11 protein-coding genes are annotated in these 18,779 nt (G+C 41.1%); 6 read left to right on the forward strand and 5 right to left on the reverse strand.

Features of this window, described 5'->3' with window-relative positions; translation table 11 throughout:
• Window positions 1-158: 158 nt before the first annotated feature.
• Window positions 159-575 carry a hypothetical protein gene (locus QFZ73_RS12470; RefSeq protein ID WP_251426858.1) on the forward strand — a complete coding sequence of 139 codons (417 nt, stop codon included), beginning with the start codon at window positions 159-161 and terminating at the stop codon, window positions 573-575.
• Window positions 576-735: 160 nt separating this feature from the next.
• On the opposite strand, the gene QFZ73_RS12475 is transcribed toward QFZ73_RS12470, so the two are convergent.
• Window positions 736-2,184 carry an aminotransferase-like domain-containing protein gene (locus QFZ73_RS12475; RefSeq protein WP_307266469.1) on the reverse strand — a complete coding sequence of 483 codons (1,449 nt, stop codon included), beginning with the start codon at window positions 2,182-2,184 and terminating at the stop codon, window positions 736-738.
• A 123-nt stretch (window positions 2,185-2,307) separates the two neighbouring features.
• Here QFZ73_RS12475 and QFZ73_RS12480 point away from each other — a divergent pair, with 123 nt between their 5' ends.
• Window positions 2,308-2,916, forward strand: a complete 609-nt coding sequence (locus QFZ73_RS12480; protein WP_307266472.1) for a LysE/ArgO family amino acid transporter — start codon at window positions 2,308-2,310, stop codon at window positions 2,914-2,916.
• 165 nt (window positions 2,917-3,081) lie between these two features.
• On the opposite strand, the gene QFZ73_RS12485 is transcribed toward QFZ73_RS12480, so the two are convergent.
• From QFZ73_RS12485 to QFZ73_RS12495, 3 genes are all read right to left on the reverse strand, one after another.
• The gene (locus QFZ73_RS12485; RefSeq protein WP_307266475.1) at window positions 3,082-6,054 is read right to left on the reverse strand and encodes a DEAD/DEAH box helicase; all 2,973 of its coding nucleotides are present in this window, start codon (window positions 6,052-6,054) and stop codon (window positions 3,082-3,084) included.
• Complete coding sequence (locus QFZ73_RS12490; RefSeq protein WP_307266479.1) at window positions 6,047-7,672, reverse strand: hypothetical protein; 1,626 nt, start codon at window positions 7,670-7,672, stop codon at window positions 6,047-6,049. The genes QFZ73_RS12485 and QFZ73_RS12490 overlap by 8 nt, the downstream gene beginning before the upstream one ends.
• 536 nt (window positions 7,673-8,208) lie before the next feature.
• Window positions 8,209-9,102, reverse strand: a complete 894-nt coding sequence (locus QFZ73_RS12495) for a helix-turn-helix domain-containing protein (RefSeq protein ID WP_307266482.1) — start codon at window positions 9,100-9,102, stop codon at window positions 8,209-8,211.
• A gap of 542 nt (window positions 9,103-9,644) precedes the next feature.
• Here QFZ73_RS12495 and QFZ73_RS12500 point away from each other — a divergent pair.
• The 4 genes from QFZ73_RS12500 to QFZ73_RS12515 all read left to right on the forward strand — a co-directional run bounded on the left by QFZ73_RS12500 (window position 9,645) and on the right by QFZ73_RS12515 (window position 16,819).
• Window positions 9,645-9,962 carry a hypothetical protein gene (locus QFZ73_RS12500; RefSeq protein WP_251426844.1) on the forward strand — a complete coding sequence of 106 codons (318 nt, stop codon included), beginning with the start codon at window positions 9,645-9,647 and terminating at the stop codon, window positions 9,960-9,962.
• A 616-nt stretch (window positions 9,963-10,578) separates the two neighbouring features.
• Window positions 10,579-12,015 carry a hypothetical protein gene (locus QFZ73_RS12505; protein ID WP_307266488.1) on the forward strand — a complete coding sequence of 479 codons (1,437 nt, stop codon included), beginning with the start codon at window positions 10,579-10,581 and terminating at the stop codon, window positions 12,013-12,015.
• A 382-nt stretch (window positions 12,016-12,397) separates the two neighbouring features.
• A complete protein-coding gene (locus tag QFZ73_RS12510; RefSeq protein ID WP_307266491.1) occupies window positions 12,398-14,404 on the forward strand; it encodes a penicillin-binding transpeptidase domain-containing protein in 2,007 nt (668 codons plus the stop codon).
• Between the two features lie 345 nt (window positions 14,405-14,749).
• Entirely contained in the window at window positions 14,750-16,819 is a 2,070-nt protein-coding gene (locus QFZ73_RS12515) for a SpoIID/LytB domain-containing protein (RefSeq protein ID WP_307266494.1), read from the forward strand.
• Between the two features lie 346 nt (window positions 16,820-17,165).
• On the opposite strand, the gene QFZ73_RS12520 is transcribed toward QFZ73_RS12515, so the two are convergent.
• The gene (locus QFZ73_RS12520) at window positions 17,166-18,596 is read right to left on the reverse strand and encodes an alkaline phosphatase (RefSeq protein ID WP_307266498.1); all 1,431 of its coding nucleotides are present in this window, start codon (window positions 18,594-18,596) and stop codon (window positions 17,166-17,168) included.
• Window positions 18,597-18,779: the final 183 nt, after the last annotated feature.

The raw sequence follows: 18,779 nt of genomic DNA on the forward strand, positions 1-18,779 counted from the left end.
ATTTTGAATTCTTTCGTGGTGATTATGGAGTAGTTTGCTGAGTTTTCACCGTGCTAATATGGAAATCTATTATTGAGGAAGTATTTTCATTATCCGGCAGGTATATGGTGTAGGATAAAAGAATTAGGTATAAAGAATCCATTAAAAGGAGGGTATCTATGAATTATAAGAAGAAATCTAGCAATAAAGTAACTAATCGTGGAATTACAGTGAAATTCGAAAGGAGAGGAAGCGACAGGTCATATCTTACAAAGCCGAGTTTCTTTGATGCACTCCAGCACGTCAATTCTCCCTTTGAAAAGGATCCCCGCTCAGATTCACCCTATCAGGATTTTCCTCTGTGTCAGGAGGTAACCCTTTCTTTTTTTGAAAGAGGTGCTAAAACATCTATTAATTATGACCCCCACCAAGGAAAAATCATCATTGAGGAAAGTTTAGAGACATATCAGACGAATAAGGGTGAGGCGCTTACTGCACTCCTCGATCATATCATGATCAATCATGGCAATCACCATTCTTTTTTCATCATCCAGCAAAAAGAGCGAAACGTAAAAATGAAAGCTGCTACTCCGTGATATCATCTTCTAAAACTTTCTTGGGCAGGGCATTGTAAGGTATGAGACTTCCGTTAAGTGTAACGTAATTCGAAAAGATACTTTCCTCAATAAGGATGGAGCTGCCACGGCAGCTCCATTACTGTTTCAACATGATGAGCGTCTCCAATCCTTCAAGATATCAAACCAACTGCCGAATGATATTTGAAAGGGTTTGGATGCCATAAGCTAATTGTTCCTCCGAGGCGTATGAAAATGAAAGCCGTATATGTGTATGGTTATTTGGTTCGTAAATGTACCCTGGATTAAGAAGTATGTTCTCCTTTATCGCTTGCTTGAAAAGGTTTGGACTCACGATGGGTTTGCATAATTTTAACCATATATAAAATCCGCCTCGAGGTATTTGCCATTCAGCCAGTCCCTTAAAATATTGATTGAGAAGAGTTAATGTAAAATCTCTACGTGCTAGCAACTCATGCCTTAGCCACTCTAAATGCTTTGAATATTGACCATTTGCTAACCATTCTGCCACAAGGTGTTGGGAAAGTGCACTGGAACCGTAATCCATTTGCATTTTAATGTCCGCTAATCGTTCAATCACAGTTATTGGGCCAGCAATCCATCCGATACGCAATCCGGGGCTTAATGTTTTGGACATACTACCAATGTGCAATACAAGGCCACCATCTGCATCAAGGGATTTTAAGGGCGGAGGTGGTTCCTTTTCAAACCACAAATCACTATATACGTCATCTTCAATAATAGGGATCCGTTCTTTTTTGCATAGTGATAATAGGTTTAGTCTTTCTTCTTTTGTCCATGTAGTATTTGTTGGATTGTTAAACGTTGGAACAGTATAAAACAGTGACGCTTTCTTCCTTCCATTGATGCGCTTTATTTGTGTCGGGATACTATCCCGGCCTTCTATTGATAAACCTACTAAGTGCATGCCCGCAGATTGAAAAGGGTGAACGGAATTTAAATAAGAAGGGGATTCGTGTAAAATCATCGATCCCTTTTGAAGTAAACCAACTGAAATCAACTGGAGTGCCTGAAGCCCGCCAGAAACGATCATGAGGGAGCTAGGACTTGCGTTGATCCCTTTAGTTTCTAAATAAACACTTATACATTGGCGAAGCCTCTTATCACCCTTGGGCTCGGAATAACCTAAAGAGTGGGCATCAAAAGAAGTGGATCGCAACGTCTTTTCAATTTGTTTTGTAGGCAATAGAGATGGAGATAGTTCGCCCGTACCTAATCTGATGATGGAGGTGTCCGTTTCATACTGATTAATGTCCTGAATCGTTTTTAAATTAGGTTCATGAAGGCCATTCCGGACATAGTTTTTCCAGTCGGGCTGTTTGCTGGAGACAAGCACATTCCATGTATTGTTCGAAACGAATGTGCCGGACCCAACCTTAGTCTCCAATAATCCGTCTGCAATCAACTCATCTATGGCTGTGATGGTGGTACTTCGGTTTACGCCAAAAGAATCGGCCAATGAGCGTTGTGATGGAAGCTTAGTACCAACTGGCCATTCCCCTCGTGTAATTTGTTGTTTGATCCATTCTGCTATTTGTAGGTGAAGTGATTGGTCGGAAGTCCGGTTTGGTCTCCATTCGATAAACATACGAAAACCACTCCTTTCATGTTCTATATTCATTATAAATTGGTTGGTTTGAAAACCAACCAATTGGATGGTCAATCCTCTGTTTTTTTCATTATACTGAATATGAGGGGAGGGGGTATTTGTATGGGACCGTTTTTTCATGGATTATTATTGGCTTTAGGGCTTATACTTCCGTTGGGAGTGCAAAATGTATTCATTTTTAATCAAGGAGCAATCCAACCTACCATAAAAAAAGCATTGCCAGCAACGATCACAGCTGCCATTTGTGATACAGTGCTCATTCTGTTAGCCATTTTAGGTGTTTCGTTGATTGTCATGCAATATGATTGGTTGCGCCTTGCATTAATCATAATCGGAGTTATATTTTTATTGTATATGGGGTTTCAGATTTGGTTTGCCAAATCGAACTCACAGTCAGGTGCCCAATCTATGCAGATGTCCACCAAAAAACAAATTGTATTCGCTCTATCCGTCTCACTACTGAATCCACATGCAATCTTGGATACGATAGGTGTTATCGGTTCGAGCTCACTTGTTTATTCAGGAAAAGATAAAATGATTTTCACCATAACGTGCATCTTTGTGTCATGGTGCTGGTTCCATGGATTATGTCTTGCGGGCCGATTGCTGAAAAGGGTTGATACATCTGGCAAACTCCTTGTAATATTAAATAAAATTTCTGCAATCATCATTTGGATCACAGCTCTTTATATGGTTAAATCGCTTTTTTGAATCAGATAAACGTATTCGAACTAGACCATGCCAGGTATTCAAGAGTTTAAAAGTTACAGGACGCTTATGTATAAAAAAAGGGGAATGCATATACGATATGCATTCTCCCTTTTTTTGACTTGATAAGCTAACAACCTGCCCTCATTCACCATATCGTAGAGCGGGTTATTGAAGAGCAACCAAGTCCTTGATTTCCTCTGTGGAAAGTTCGGTGATCCAGTTGTCACTGCTGATGATCTCATCGTTCAGGGCTTGCTTTTTATCAAGCATCTGGTCGATTTTTTCTTCCAGGGTCCCTGTGCATATTAGCTTATGAACGTGAACGAAACGCTGTTGCCCAATTCGGTAAGCACGGTCGGTGGCTTGATTTTCAACAGCTGGGTTCCACCAGCGATCATAGTGAATCACGTGGTTTGCTTCTGTAAGATTAAGCCCAGTGCCGCCTGCTTTCAACGAGAGTATGAAAATAGGGAATTCCCCATCTTGGAATCGGGTGATCATTTCATCACGCTGCTTCTTATTCGCACTCCCGTTCAGGAATGGAACTTCAAAGCCATATCGTTTTTCCAGCAATTCTTTAATCATATTGCCCATCCCGATATATTGTGTGAAAATGAGACAGCTTTCATCCTGTTCGCGGACAGCATCGATAAGCTCAGTCAGCTTCTCGAGTTTGCCTGATCGGTTAGGCGCCTTCATGATGTTTTCCTTTTCCGTCTCTTTTAAGTAAAGAGCTGGATGATTGCAAAGTTGCTTTAGCTTATTCAGCATCTGAAGGATGATGCCTTTTCTTTCAAAGGCAGACAGTTGTTCGATATCAGTGAATGTATCTTTTATCAGTTGTTCATACAACGAAGCTTGCTCGGTGGTAAGCGGTACGAATTCCTTTTGTTCTTGCTTATCCGGAAGGTTAAGAGCGACTTCTTTATCGCGTTTTGTACGGCGAAGCAAAAAGGGCTGTATCAAACGCTGCAATTCCTTGATTTTATCCTTCTGTTCATCACGCTCAATGGTCGCCACATATTTTTCCTGAAACTGGCCTAGCGTTCCGAGATAACCTTTATTGATGAAGTCGAAAATCGCCCATAGCTCACTTAAACGGTTTTCCATCGGCGTACCCGATAAGGCAATATGATGTCTGCCATTTAGCTTGCGGACCGCTTTGGATTGCTTCGTTTGGGCATTCTTGATGTTTTGTGCTTCATCAAGGATTACGCTGCTCCAATGGATGGAGGCCAGTTCAGCCATATCTTGGTGGGTCAGTCCATATGATGTTAAGACAATATCATGAACGGCTGCCAGTTTAGTAAATGCTTCACCTTTAGCACGATTCGATCCGTAGTGAAGGTGGACTTTAAGTGATGGTGCGAATTTTTCCAATTCCTTTTGCCAGTTGCCAAGGACAGATGTCGGGCAGACGATGAGCGCAGATTGTACAGCAACGGATTCGGGGGCAGTGGTAATGACCTCAGCCTCATCACTGCTTTCTGCGCTGCCATCCTCTTCGACAATGATCGGTTCACTCTTTTGTTCGTCCTTGTGGGCAATGGGCAGCTCTTTACCGGATCCTTCTTTGCCCTTCACATGAAGTAGGTAGGCAATCATCTGGACGGTTTTTCCTAGTCCCATATCGTCGGCTAGACAAGCACCAAAACCATGCTCCCTTAAAAAAAGGAGCCAGCTCATGCCAAGTTTTTGATAGGGGCGTAAATCACCTTGAAGTGCATTAGGGACGGGCAGGATGGATATGTTTTTGGTTTCCCGGAGTCTTCCCACCATTTTACGGAGCTCCTGGTTCAATTCAAATTGAATCCGGAGCATTTCGTCGTTTTCAGAATCGATATCGCCATCTTCATTTACGCCATTCAACAGTTCCTGCTGCAGCAAGTCAGTCAGTTGGATGCCTTTTTCATTAGCTGTTTCCATCAGCTCCTGAATTTGTTTAATGAAAGCTGGGTCAAGCTTGACCCATTGGCCGCGGATGAAGACAAGCCGCCTTTTTTCATTGACGAGCTCCTCGAACTCCGCCTCAGTGAGCTCTTTGCCATTTAATGAGAACCGCCAATCAAAGTCCATTAAAGCTTTTAACCCGACATAAGAAGGGCCGCGGTTCGATTGGCTCTTCACTTTTGCCTTCACCTTCAATGAGGACTCCTTCAAGGCAAGCCACCACGATGGAAGGAGAATTTCGACGCCAAGAAACAGGAGTTTTTCGCTTGCGTCGGTCAAGAACTCCCATGCATCCGTTTCCGAAATCTCCCTTTTCAGACGGCCATTCTCCCCAAGCCATGGCACGACGAGTTGCCAGCGCTTCGTAGCACGCACCACTTCACTTGCATACTTATTCCAGCCGCGCGGCAGTTTTTTTCCTGTATATGTTTCAATGATATTCTCATCCCTTTTGGAGCGAAGGGTAACATCGAGTATCCAAGGCCCATTACCATCAGGAGGCTCGGTTAAACGGAGACCTATAGTGAATGGTTTGGGATCGGGCTGGGTACCGAGCCATTCCTGCCAACTGTCTTTGTCAAAAAAGGCCTGCAATTCTTCGGGAGAAAGCCGTGTATCCTTTAATGCCCCGACCGCTTCACTCCATTTATGCTGCATGGGTGAATAGTTTTTTAAATACATATTAGCGGCACCGTTATACCACTTTTCGATAAAAGTACGGTTGGTTTCCAGTTCAGGTGAAGGGAGATCCAAAGATATTTCTTCTTCCCAAAAGGAAGGGACGAATTCCTCTTCCACTTCTTCCGGCAGCTTCCAGCCGATGGAGTCCAATTGAAGATTAGTGAAATCCGGTACGGGGATTCCAGCTTCAATGGATTCATGAAGAACGGGCGCTGCCGACAGGCAAAGGGAGGATATCTCGGACCATTCCCATTCTATGAAGGAGTTAAAGCTTTCCCTCGCAAAAAAGTTGAGAAGTCCCCAGGCGTCAAGAATGAATACTTGATTTCCATCCACAATATCGGTAGTCATTTTAGTACCATAAAAGCTTGCGTCATCCCAGTTGAATAACAGCCTGCGTATATAGTTCGTAGTGAGGAAGGTATTCTCTTCATTGACGACACCAAGGGCGTAAGTTCCGTTTTCGAGAGCCGCTATTTTGATTTTTAATTTCCCTTGATTAAACATCGATAAGCTTACCCCTTTTTAGTTCTTCTTGGAAAGCGCGAAGCCGTTTGGTTGAATCTGCTACATAAAGTATATAACGTTCGAATACGTCTTCCTTTTTGCTCTTTTTATAGATGGTGCGCATCCTTTTCAAATAACGGACAGCTTGCTTATAAGCAGGCCGATTTTTCAAAGAAACTTTTTCCTGGACCGCATGATAATAAAGTGGCAGGATTAATTCCGGTTCTTTTGAGACCACTTCTTTGATGGATTCACTGCTGATTAAGTCAATGCTGATTTCTGAGTAAATATGCATCTCCACCCATTTTTTATATTGTCCTTGTTCAAAAAGGAAATTTGCATAGTTCCAATAGCTGTGCGGAAGGGTGGCCCTGTAAAATTTCTCAAGCAAATCGGTCCGTTTTAATTTATAACAGCAACTGTTAATTAAAGTCGTAAAGGTCCTGACGAAATCCACCCGTTTATAATAATCGGATAAACCGGCAAGGAACTCCTGGACATTATTATTGATGAATTCAATGAAAGGGATGGCCCGTGACCGGTTGTCTGATTCAGCCAGTAGATCCAGCCAATAAAAAATGTATGGACAGGCGTCCCTCTTCAATTCATGAAGAAGATCAACCGCTTGTTTATCATGGTTCTCCAAAAGGGATAGGTGAATGGCTGCGAGGGAATAGGACGTCCTCTCAGTGGTGCCCATATACTTCTCGGGAAGTTCTTTATTGATTCGTTCCAGTTCCTCTTTACGCCATGAGGAGTTGGAGAATAAGTAGTTCCATATCTCCCGATAGAGGTCGATCTTTTCGTATTCCAGACCTTCGCCTCCATCCAGTAATCTAGCTACATCTTCCTTGATGCTGAAAACGAATGGATCAAAGGCGAAGGGCCTCGCTTGCCTGCTAAGCGGCTGTACCGTTTCGTGCAGCTCTTCTGCCAGGTCGACGGCAAGAGCATAAAAGACCCTGATCGTTTGCGTCTCACTTTTATGCAGCTGAATCATTCTCAGTGTCTGCTGCATCGTGCAAAATTGCGTAACGAAATGATAAAGCAATTTCCATTCCCTTTCCATCGGAGCCTTTGAGCTAAGGCGTTTAAAGTAAGTTTGTATATGATTTTCAATCATATAAGTAGGCTCGCCTATATGAGGCTCGACATGTTCCGCAAAGGCATCATTCACGAATTGCTTCCATGATGGATAGCTTTTATCTAAGGTGATGGGTTTCCCTACCGCCTGTTTCAGTAATTCACTCGCCCGTTTCACTTGCTGCAGTGCTTGGGAGGTTGAGGTGCTTTTTGGTGCTTTCCATTCGCTCAGCCATTCGGAAACACTGGCGTGTTCTGAATACGCAGAAAAGAAAACGGCCATTTGATGCCGGCAAATGAACCTTGAATCACAAGTACAGCTTCCATCCTGAGGGAAAAGCAGATTCAGCCTGGCCTTGAAGCGTGTCTCATCCTGTACCTCAGCCGCAATCGTATCCACCGTTTCTTCTTTAATATCAACGAGCCCCTGACGGTATAACTGGAGCCCTTGATTCACCACGTCCGAATCTTCCGGATTCCCGGCCTCCAAAAATTCCGCCAGCCGTTCCCCAACTAATAACAACTCCCGCTCCATACTCTCCTCCTTCAGGGACAAGCCCTGTTTACCAAAATTATATTTTTGTATGATCATGAACCATCAGTTCTTTAACTTATCGTAGTCAAGCCGATTTTACACTCGTGGGCCGTGCATTTATTTAGTCCCGAGATCGAATGCCGGACTTTTTCCATGGCCGTTCTCTTTACGTTCTAATCCATTTAATTGAACAAACCATCACTGCTTCTAGCCGTATATTCATAAAAACCCTGTAAAAGTCAATATCGTCAAAAATCCCCTTGAATATAAGCGGTTCGGATATAAACAGGAATAACTGGCCTTCATGTTAACCTTGCCTCAAATCCTTCATCCTCATCACTCTTCACAGAATTAAGTGATGAGGGTCCGGAACTTTTTTAAAAGTGCGTTTTTGAAGCATCTCTTTATTATACTTCATTTTGGCTTGGAATTTAAAATGTAGAATAGAGGTTTTGGAAATGATGAGTGTGAGATTATACATATTCTTGGTGAATTGGAAGAGCCATTCCCGTGGGGAATGGCTATAAATTAAAGAATTAGTTTATTTTCATTTCGTTCTTCCAACTGTCCAACTTTTTGTTGATGAATGTAACAAAGGTATGATTTTTTTGTAATTTGAATAGAAACGCTGACTTTTCCAAGTACTCTTTTGCCTCATCAAAGTTACCCACGAGTTCAAAATTGTAACCTAAATGGTAATGTAAATCCGCTAAAGCATATAATTGATCATGTTCGAGGCACCACTTTATGGCATCTTGGCAGCAGGCAATGGACTCTTCGTATCGGACCAGGCGTGTTAACACTCTGCCAAAATTATAGGATAGTCGTGTCTTTAGCGTTTTATCAGTCAAAAAGGGCAGGGCTTTCAAGTGATCTAAAGCTTTCCTTAACAAGGCGAATGCATTTTCGTACTGTTCTTCGGCAACATACATTACACCAAGGCTGCTTAAGATTTCAAGCTCCCGTTCCGAATAAATTTTGTCGGTCGTATGAGTAATGGCGATGGCCTGATTAATGAATTCTATTGCTTTATCTAAATCTTTATTTTTTTCATATTCGTATATTCCCTTGTGCCAAAGAATCAATTGATGATTCTTTTTATTCTGAAGAAAGAGGGGACTGTTTTCCTCAGCCTTTACAATTTGCTGCATTTCCTCATAATTTCGTGTTCTTCTGGCTATTTTTAATTGGTAAATCACTTCTTCCACGTAATCCAGCCTAGGGGTCATTCCAATATCGAAAAAATAGTTTACATCAACGCCTAAACGTTGGGAAATTAAATAGAGAGTGGATGCATATGGATAGACATCGCCCTTTTCGATCTTACTGACCTGTGCTTGAGTACAAATACCGGATGCCAACTCTTCCTGGGAAAGCCCGATTTGTTTACGTAGCTCTTTGATCTTTTGTCCAACTGCAAAAAAATCCATTTTGATTCTCCTTAAAATATGCCTAGAGTTATATTTTGTTATGAAAAATCGGTGAAAGCGGTATGTACAGGTCCTGAACGGTTTAAATAGATTCTTTAGTCGAAATATATGGTTTTAAGAAGTGTGGTTAAATATAACTATAGAATTAATTTCTATTTTATCCAATATTTTTTTAAAAGAAAAGGAGGAATGACCTATGAAAAAAAGTACTAAAGCATTAGTCGTATCTTTTCTTATCATCGCTGCTTTTGTTATTGTCCCAAGTGAATTACCAGGCCTTTACGCAGAACTTCCAGGTTTATATAAATAAGTAATGAAGCTTTCTATTAATCATTCAAGCATCTTCAATTGAAGATGTTTTTTTATTATTCTAAATGATTATTCTTTTGCGCATATTCCTGTAGTTATAATTATCTATGAATGGGGAGTGTAAGGTCCATTTGGTAGGTGTGGAAGAAACGTGAACGTAGTTTGTAACGCCTATTTCCTTTTAATGATTTTGTTATAGTGTAAATAACGAAACGGAGAGAGGTGTAAGGTTAATGATTGATATTAATATGAAAGTTCAGCCCTCTTTTTACGATGATGAATGTGCCATTGTGTTTTCTTTTTATTTTGATAAGGCAACTAGGAAAATTGGTGAAGCTGTGGTGTACACATGCCAAAAATCAGATGAAAAAGAATTCAGCCAAGATCATATAGATACAGATGTACAAGAAAAAATCGCTTATCTTAAAGAGTTTTCGATTGTAGATGAATATCAGGCAACCTCGATGAAGAAAATTCAACATTTTTTGAATGTAATCGGTATCAAGAAATGTGTGAAGCACAACCTTCAGGGAAATGAAATCGCATTTTAACGATAAAAACTCATGACATCCCACATGTCATGAGTTTTTACCATTTAAATGAGAGTTTTGAGCATTCATTTTCCTTTTGATGAAATCGCTCATTTGTTTCCGTGCACTTGGTTTAGCGTTATTTGTTCTTTCAAAGAATTTAAAGTGTTGTTTATTGCTATTGGATTTCATGATGTCTCTCCTTTGCTTTTTTTTATTTACCCATCTTTTTTTTAGTTAAAACGTGATTTCCATGATAAAAATTTTGTAATTATTCCTATAGTTATATTTTCATCTGTGAATCCCTGTATATAAGGATTAATTAGATTATAATACGTGGTAAATCCTAAATATGGAGGAATTTCGTGTTTTATCATACTTAAAATAAATGCTAAAATGGTCCGAATATCGGATTTTTCATTAGAAACATCAGTTTCTAGTACCCTAAAGTGAAGAGGGTTGAAGAACTCTTTTCGATGGCCCCCGAGCACTTGCTTGGGGGATCTTTTTTTTTGTTTGGATAATTTGTCCACTTTATTTCTAAAATAGTTTCGTTTTGTTTGTATATACATGGGTAAATATAAGAAACAGATGAATTAAACCTGTTTTTAGCAGTTTAATCGGAGGAATATATTTTATGGAAGTGAAAGTAAAGAGTGATCCCACGAAGCGAACTTTCCAGCAGTACATTTTTCCATTTACGCTTGAAGGAAATATGATTGAAAAGTTTGTGAAGAAGTTGATTGAGGACAATTTCGTATTTTTGAACTTGAAAGATATGGAACAACAAAATCAATTTTACGGTGGCCATAAAGTTTCGCACCGTAAATTGGAAAAGTATTTCATGCCTTACATCGAGCCGATTTTATTTCCGGGTAATGCGAAACAGAAAGAAGGCTTGCGGCGTTTCACAAAAAAACTGGATATTGATTGTACCTTCGAATCACCCTATCTAAATACCCCATTTATTATTAACTCTATAGATATCTTCATATGCCCATTTCATATTGGGATGATGAATCTTCGTGTTACTTTACCTGAAGGGCTTTCACATGATGATGTGCTCTATTTTGGTGATACATTCCGAATCCTCGAACCGATTGCTGATGATGAGGAAAAAACGAAAGTCGGCTGTCGTGAAAATCAGTATGAACAGGTGAAGGATTTCATCTTCAATGAACTATTGCCGCCAATTGAGGAATATATGGATGAAGAACAAGCGGATCCGACATATTTTGGCAGTTTGCCTTTCTTCATCGATGAAAGAATGTACGTGATCAGTTATATTGCATTCCCTGAGAATCGTGATATTTCTAAAAATGACTTATTCCGGATCAGTGAGCTGAACGGGTATGACAATGATGGTGAGCCATATATAGGCGCATTAAACCCTGATTATATAGAAAAGTATTATCAAGAAAGGGTATATGACAGGTGGGGCAAGGAAACCTATTATGTAACAAGCATGTATCATTTCGCGTGTGTCACGAAAGCGACAGGTAAACTGGAACAGGAGCTGGCAAGCGAAATGTATGGCCAGCATTTTTATACAGTGTTGCTTTTCTTCTATTATAAGATCGTACTGCTCAAATTGGCTCATGAGCATTCACAGATAGATGTGGAAAAAGATCAATCGGATACGGAACAGCTGATTTTCATGATCACTGAATTTACTGCAAAGTACTTATTCACTGAAGTCAATAGTACGGCTATCGGTAAGGAGCTATTCAAAAAAACGGATGAAACCTTCAGGATTACCCCTCTCTATAATGAAGTGAAGGAAACACTTTCCTACCTTTATCAAAATCAGGATAAACTGTCTGGTAAAAGCAGTAATTATCTCTTGCAAATACTAACGATTTATACGGTTGTCTCCGGGATATTCGGAATGAACCTATATATTGAAGATTGGAAAGGGAAGTTACCGTGGAAGGCTTATATGAATTACACCTTATACGAGTGGATAGCTGTCATTGTTACGACAAGCGGTCTAGTCATTTCTGGCATCTTGGGCTTTTTCTTCTTGAAAAAATGGCTGCAAGAGAAAAAAAGCCGGAAAAAAAGAATGCTTTAGTTTGTCGACAAGGGGGTTTTAGGAATGGCCTCACCCAAACTTGGTTATCCTTGTTTTTTTATATAGATAAAACCCTCTTTAGGTTGAAGAAATTTGCGACACTCCTGCGAATAACTGACTAGCCGAGACCCCGCTAGATGCTTGCGGTGAAGAGGCTTGGCAGATAGTAGGCGGTAAGGGAGCGGATTTCTGAAATCAACTGGCTCTTCTTCTAATTAGTCTTCAGTCTATAGTCCTGTACAGCTTATGTACAGGACTTTTGTTTTAGAAAAAACATGGTTAATTAGAAAAATGAAGAAATTCGGCATGCAAAATCCCCCATTCCCCTAATATTTTGCTAAACTATAGGTATATCATTCTAACTATTCATTAGGAGGAAATCATGAAGAAACTAGCTTTAGTTTCCAGCTTATTGTTGATGAGCGTATTGTTTCTGGCCGGATGCTCGGATGAGCCAAGTCCGGAAGATCGCTTTGCGGCATATACGAAGCTTTGGAATAAACAGGATTTTGCGAAGATGTACGAGTATCTGTCACCTGAGACAAAGAAGAAAATCAGTGCGGATGAATTTGCGAAGCGTTATGAAAAAATCTATACGGGCATAGAAGCCGACCAATTAAAGGTGGACTATAAACAGCCAAAAGAAGAAAAAGATCATAAAGATGGAGAAACGGTAAGCCTTTCATATACCGTTGACATGTCCACTATGGCGGGTGCTGTCAGCTCTGACCATAAAGCGACACTTGTCAAGGAAGGGGAAGGCGATGAAGAAAATTGGTACATCAAGTGGGATGAAAGCTATATATTCCCTCAATTGGAAGCTGGCGAGAAGGTATCGGTTGAATCGTATCCAGCCATTCGCGGGGAAATCGTCGATCGAAATGAACGCGGCCTTGCCATGAATGGAACGGTAGCAGAAGTGGGAATCGTGCCAGAGAAAATGGCCAACGAATCCGAAACGGTTAAAAAGGTCGCTGGAATCCTCAATATGTCCACCGACGAAGTGAATCAGAAATTAAAACAATCATGGGTAAAGCCAAGCTATTTCGTGCCCATCAAGAAAATGTCAAATGATAATACCGCAACCTTGGAAAAGCTATTGAGCATTGCTGGGGTATCTATCAATAATACGGAAGAACGTATATATCCATATAAAGAGGCTACTGCCCATCTAATTGGATATGTCGGTGAGGCATCGGCCGAAGATCTGGAGAAATTGAAAGGAAAAGGTTATACCGCAAGTGACGTTATTGGCAAGCGAGGTCTTGAGGAAGTGTTGGAAGCGCGGCTTAAAGGTGAACCTGGCGGTAAAATTTTTATTAAAACCGAAGATGGCGAAGAAAAAGTGATTGCTGAAAAGCCTGCCGAAGAGGGAGAAACAATTACATTGACCATCGACGCCGAGCTTCAAAAAGATATCTTCGCGCAATATAAGAACGAAGCTGGATCGTCAGCGGCACTTGATCCGAAAACAGGCGAAACGCTTGCACTTGTTTCAAGTCCGTCATTCGATCCTAATAAATATATTTTCGGGATAACAAAGGCGGAACAAAAAGCGCTTGAAGAAGACCCGAAAAAACCACTTCTAAACCGCTTCAGTTCGACATTTGCACCTGGTTCAACCATTAAGGCCATCACCGCGGCAATCGCTTTGAAGAATGGTGTGGATCCGAAAGAGTCGATTAAAATCCAAGGGAAAACGTGGGCCAAATCGACATGGAAAGATCATTCCATTACAAGGGTTTCGGACCCCGGTGTTCCAATCGATATGGAAAAGGCATTAATTTATTCAGACAATATTTACTTTGCCCAAAAAGCTTTGGGGCTTGGAAAGGAAAAATTCACAAATGGACTCAAGGCATTCGGATTTGATGAGTCTTTGAATTACGCTTATCCGATCAAAGCATCGAGCATCGGTAAGATCGACAGCGAGGGACGCTTGGCAGATGCTGGATATGGTCAAGCGCAAGTCCAAATGAGCACGCTCCATCTCGCCATGACCTATTCAGCCTTCTTGAATGAAGGAAACATCCTGGCACCTTCGTTAATAACAGGAGATAAAATAGAAAAGAAAATATGGAAAGAAAATGCGATATCAGCAGACCAAGCAAATCAGGTCACCAAGATGCTGACACAAGTAGTGGAACATCCTAAGGGAAGCGGACATGGAATAAACGACCTTGGCATCAAAATCGCTGCCAAAACGGGAACTGCTGAAATCAAGGCATCCAAAAATGCTGACGGAACAGAGAATGGCTGGTTCGTTGCCATGGACACAGAAGACCCGGAACTTCTCATGGCATGGATGATTGAAGATGTAAAAGAACGAGGCGGCAGCCATGTCGTTGTCGATCATATGAAACCGGTGTTGAAGAAGTATTTGAAGTGAAAAAAAAGTCACCCATCAGAAATGGGTAAAAATGCAGCAAGCATTTACCATCAAAAAGCAGGACATGGTTTCTTCCATGTCCTGCTTTTATTTTTTCACACGTTGTGGATTCCAATTTGTTACGGCAATAAAGCTGGATTTGAAGGATAATGAGTCGTACATACAGAATGTAAAAGAGAGTTCAGTAACCTACAAGTGTGCCCGCGATCCCAATGTGCTCCTGAAATCATGATTTCTGCAGCAGTGACAACATCCAGGCCGTTATGTTTCCTCATGGACAATGGATTGAACAGGATTAATTCAAAAATCTTTGTAAGATAAATGGAATAGGAATGAGGAAAAGGAATGAAAAGTTTAAAGTATTTGTTTATCGCTTTCTTTATCATTTTTTTTGCATTTCCTTCTCATGAAGCAACGGCAGCGGAAGAGAATACAACGATGGAAGTGAAACTGAAGAATTATTTGGGGAATAGAACCAGCGTCAAAATAACGGCAAACGCGGACTACCGTACTTCAGGGGGGGAGATAATCATCAAGGCGGGTGAAAATCTGACTTTGAAAGTGGAGTCGGCTAAACTTGCCGTTTACAAAGATTCTAAGAAAACGGGATCTTATGCTTCCTTTAAGGTAATGCCAGTTAAACCTGATGCTTCATTGTCCATAAACGGCCGTCCCTATCAAGGCTCATTTTCATTTACAGCGGAGGACGGTTACATCCGGCCAATCAATCATGTTTACATGGAAGATTATCTAAAGGGCGTTGTCCCGTTGGAGATGCCCGCACTATGGCATGCTGAAGCCTTAAAAGCACAGGCGATCGCCGCCCGAACTTATGCACTTCGCCATCAATCCACAATAATTGATGATACGGTTTCTTACCAAGTATATGGCGGGGCTGCCGGTCACTATCGAACTAATTCAGCCATTGAACAGACAAAGGGCTTGGTAATCAAACATGATGGCGAAATAATCGAAGCGTTCTTTTCCTCAAGCAATGGAGGAATGACCGAATCGAATTCAAATGTTTGGTCAAGAGGCAACCCCCTTGCATATTTATCTATAAAAGAAGATTTCTATGATCCGAAAACCAATTGGGAGATAACGCTGGATAAGCAGCAAATCGACCTGTCAAAAATAGATTTATCTAAACCGGAAGAATGGTGGACAAGTGTAGAGGAAAAAGATAAAACGGTTGTGCCGAAGCTGAAGGTTTGGCTGAAGAATAATGGATATGCGAAGAAAGATATTATAATAACGGAGATTCCCTTATTAACATTTACAGATGAAAAAACGGGAGGCCGTGTTACGAAAGGCTCCATCCAACTGAATTTCTTTGTAAGGGATCTCGTTGATGACAGGGGGAAACTTTTGCAGCAAACGGTTAAGCTTACTAATGTAGCAGCTTCCAAAATCAGGGGCATGGTGGGGCAAGAGGTGATGAAAAGCTATCTGGTTGACCATTCATCCTCCAGTCCTTCCAAAATTTCTATTGAAGGGTCAGGATATGGGCATGGTGTCGGGCTAAGTCAGTTTGGGGCGAAAAACAGAGCGGAAGCAGGACAATCATATCAAGATATTTTGGGGTTTTATTATCCTGACACAACTATCGAAAAGGAATATGGACCAGGTGCTGGATCTAAAACGGATCTTGTCGTAAAGGCGGAACCGAATTCAGTAAACATGAAAGCGAAGACGGATCATTTAAATGATGAGGTAGGAATCATATACTCCCTAAAAGAGGATGCTGTGGTAACACTCACGATTAGAGATAGTAAAGGGAAAGCCTTAGCTACCCCAGTCCGTGACCAAACAATGAAAAAGGGTACCCATTCAGCAATCTGGAACACAAAAGCGGTAAGTAACGGTACATATGAAGCAGAAATATCAGCAATGGACCGAAGCGGGAATGAAGGTTTGGCAACAAGGGCGATTAAGATCAGTAGAGATACGTCGGCACCGGAAATCACCGATGTCAATACATCGGGTGATTATAGTACCGAGAAAGCGAACATAACGTATACAATTAATGAAAACGCTAATGTAACAGTGGAAATTAAGAACAGTAAAGGTAAGGTTGTGGGCATCCTTTCTGAAAGACAGCTCAATAAAGGCAGGCAATCCGCAGCCTGGGATTTTAAAAATATGTCCAACGGGATGTTTACGGTGACAATCTCCGCTAAGGATGAGAGTGACAATCAGAAAACCATTTCAACGAAAATCTCCATTAGGAAGACGACAGGAATAGTAACAGCAAACGAATTATATATTAAAGAAAATAGAAATGCATCTTCTGAAACGGTCGGGAATCTATACAGGGACCAAGCCGTAACGATCCTGGCTCAACAAGATGAATGGTATAAAGTGAAAAAGGGAGGCCAAATTGGGTATGTTTTAAAAAAACATGTAAAAAAATGAGTGAGTGGACGTCAATTATGACGTCTTTTTGTATAAATGGTATTAAGGTTCTTCACCAAACTCACGAGTAAACGGCATAAACTCATGAGTAAAGCGTAATTCACGAGTAAAAGGCGCGAACTCACGAGTAAATGGCGGGAATTCACGAGTAAAAGGCGCGAATTCACGAGTAAACGCCCCAAACTCACGAGTAAACGCTCCAAACTCACGAGTAAAACCACTAAACTCAGGGATGTCGCACAATTTCGTGGGGAAATGCCCCGAAACTTGAGTTAACGGGCTTCAATAGAAATTGAATACCGAAAACCAGTTAATGAGATAGAATTTAAAAGAGGAGTGAATGAATTCATTCCTCTTTTGAATTATGCTGACCTGGTGTGAACGGAACACCGGCGGCTTTTGTGATGATTTTCGAAATATCCGTATTTTCAATGACTCCATCAAAGGCTTCACTGCCTGGACCCGAGGCGAAAACGGGAATCATATTGGCTGTATGCCCTCCTGTGGAGCTGGCCGCCCGTATGCTTCGATCAGCTACACCCGCCTTATGATGCCTGGCGATGGTGCTTCCGATTTCCCAATCAATTTGATGCTGTGGATAGACAAGCGTTCTATTTTTTCTTACGTTATCGATGAATTGATCGACTTCCTGATCCGTAAGGGATATATGTGCATACTTCTTGAATGTGGAAACGACACTTTTTGGATTGATTTCATTATTTTTATCGAATGTAAACTGTTTGGACATATATTCAGATGAAACCTTGATTTTTTTCAATGCAGTGATATCCATTGTTTCAGAAGCGGAGGTCCCCATTGTTTCGTGGTCTGCAAGTACAACAATCAACGTATCTTTTTGATTTTTTGCCCAGTTTACAACCTCTTTCACGGTTTGGTCAAATTCGATCGTTTCTTTCCATATTCCAGTGATATCGGCTGCATGCTCCATATGGTCAATACGAGCACCTTCGGCCATCAAGAAGAATCCCTTATCACCCCGGGATAAAATATCCATCGCTTTGGATGTCATTTCGGGCAGAGATGGTTCTTGAGAATGTAATACTTCTTTATCCAGTTTAAAATTCATATAGGTTGGGTGAAATAATCCTAAAAGTTTTTCCGATTTATTAAAGGAACTAAGTTCTTCTTTAGTGGTAGTAATTCCATAGCCAGCTTGTTTAAATTTAGCGATTAAATCCTCGCCATTCTGTTTATCCGCCTCGAAATAGCTGGAACCTCCGCCGAGAATGACGTCGATCCGGTTATCAAAGAGCTGCCTCGCGATATTTGCGCCACCTGTCCAGCGGTTAGGCACACTTGCACCAAAGGCAGCTGGTGTGGCATCGACTACCATATTGGTCGAGATGATCCCGACTTTTTTTCCATTGTTCTGAAATGCATCCAATATACTATCCACCTCGGAACCATTGGCATCGACACCGATTGATTCATTGTTGGTTTTTATACCAGTGGCAATCGCGGACCCTCCTGCTGCCGAGTCAGTGACGAAATTATTGGCGGAATACGTGCGCATCAGGGCAACATGCTCCAGTTTTTCCAAATGTAAAACACCTGTCTTACCATATTCAAATTGCCGGGCAATTTCTATTGCCCCTACCCCCATGCCGTCTCCAATCAGCAATATGACATTCTTGGGGTTTTTTGTCTCTGCTTGAATAGGGGAGCTCATGCAAATAAGGCAGATAAGAATGAATAATCCTAATTGATGAGGCTGTTGTGCAAGTTTATGAATGAATTTTTTGGATGTCTTATTCATCAGTAATCCTCCATTGGGTGAAAGTCTTCCTATTATTTGTTTAAATCGATAAAAAAACCCCTTCCTGATATTAAGGGTGATGCTAATCTTTTTAGCCTTTTATGGACGGGCATCCAGTCGATTTTTGCGAAATTTAATCTTTCAAAAAAAGAAAGAATTTCTATATAATTACAATATGAAGGC

This window comes from Peribacillus sp. V2I11 (assembly GCF_030817135.1).
Taxonomy (GTDB): domain Bacteria; phylum Bacillota; class Bacilli; order Bacillales; family DSM-1321; genus Peribacillus; species Peribacillus simplex.

Bases quoted from the DNA above. Each gene is read 5' to 3' on its own strand.
- QFZ73_RS12470 (WP_251426858.1), top strand. From the start codon at position 159: ATGAATTATAAGAAGAAATCTAGCAATAAAGTAACTAATCGTGGAATT.
- QFZ73_RS12475 (WP_307266469.1), bottom strand. From the start codon at position 2,184: ATGTTTATCGAATGGAGACCAAACCGGACTTCCGACCAATCACTTCAC.
- QFZ73_RS12480 (WP_307266472.1), top strand. From the start codon at position 2,308: ATGGGACCGTTTTTTCATGGATTATTATTGGCTTTAGGGCTTATACTT.
- QFZ73_RS12485 (WP_307266475.1), bottom strand. From the start codon at position 6,054: ATGTTTAATCAAGGGAAATTAAAAATCAAAATAGCGGCTCTCGAAAAC.
- QFZ73_RS12490 (WP_307266479.1), bottom strand. From the start codon at position 7,672: ATGGAGCGGGAGTTGTTATTAGTTGGGGAACGGCTGGCGGAATTTTTG.
- QFZ73_RS12495 (WP_307266482.1), bottom strand. From the start codon at position 9,102: ATGGATTTTTTTGCAGTTGGACAAAAGATCAAAGAGCTACGTAAACAA.
- QFZ73_RS12500 (WP_251426844.1), top strand. From the start codon at position 9,645: ATGATTGATATTAATATGAAAGTTCAGCCCTCTTTTTACGATGATGAA.
- QFZ73_RS12505 (WP_307266488.1), top strand. From the start codon at position 10,579: ATGGAAGTGAAAGTAAAGAGTGATCCCACGAAGCGAACTTTCCAGCAG.
- QFZ73_RS12510 (WP_307266491.1), top strand. From the start codon at position 12,398: ATGAAGAAACTAGCTTTAGTTTCCAGCTTATTGTTGATGAGCGTATTG.
- QFZ73_RS12515 (WP_307266494.1), top strand. From the start codon at position 14,750: ATGAAAAGTTTAAAGTATTTGTTTATCGCTTTCTTTATCATTTTTTTT.
- QFZ73_RS12520 (WP_307266498.1), bottom strand. From the start codon at position 18,596: ATGAATAAGACATCCAAAAAATTCATTCATAAACTTGCACAACAGCCT.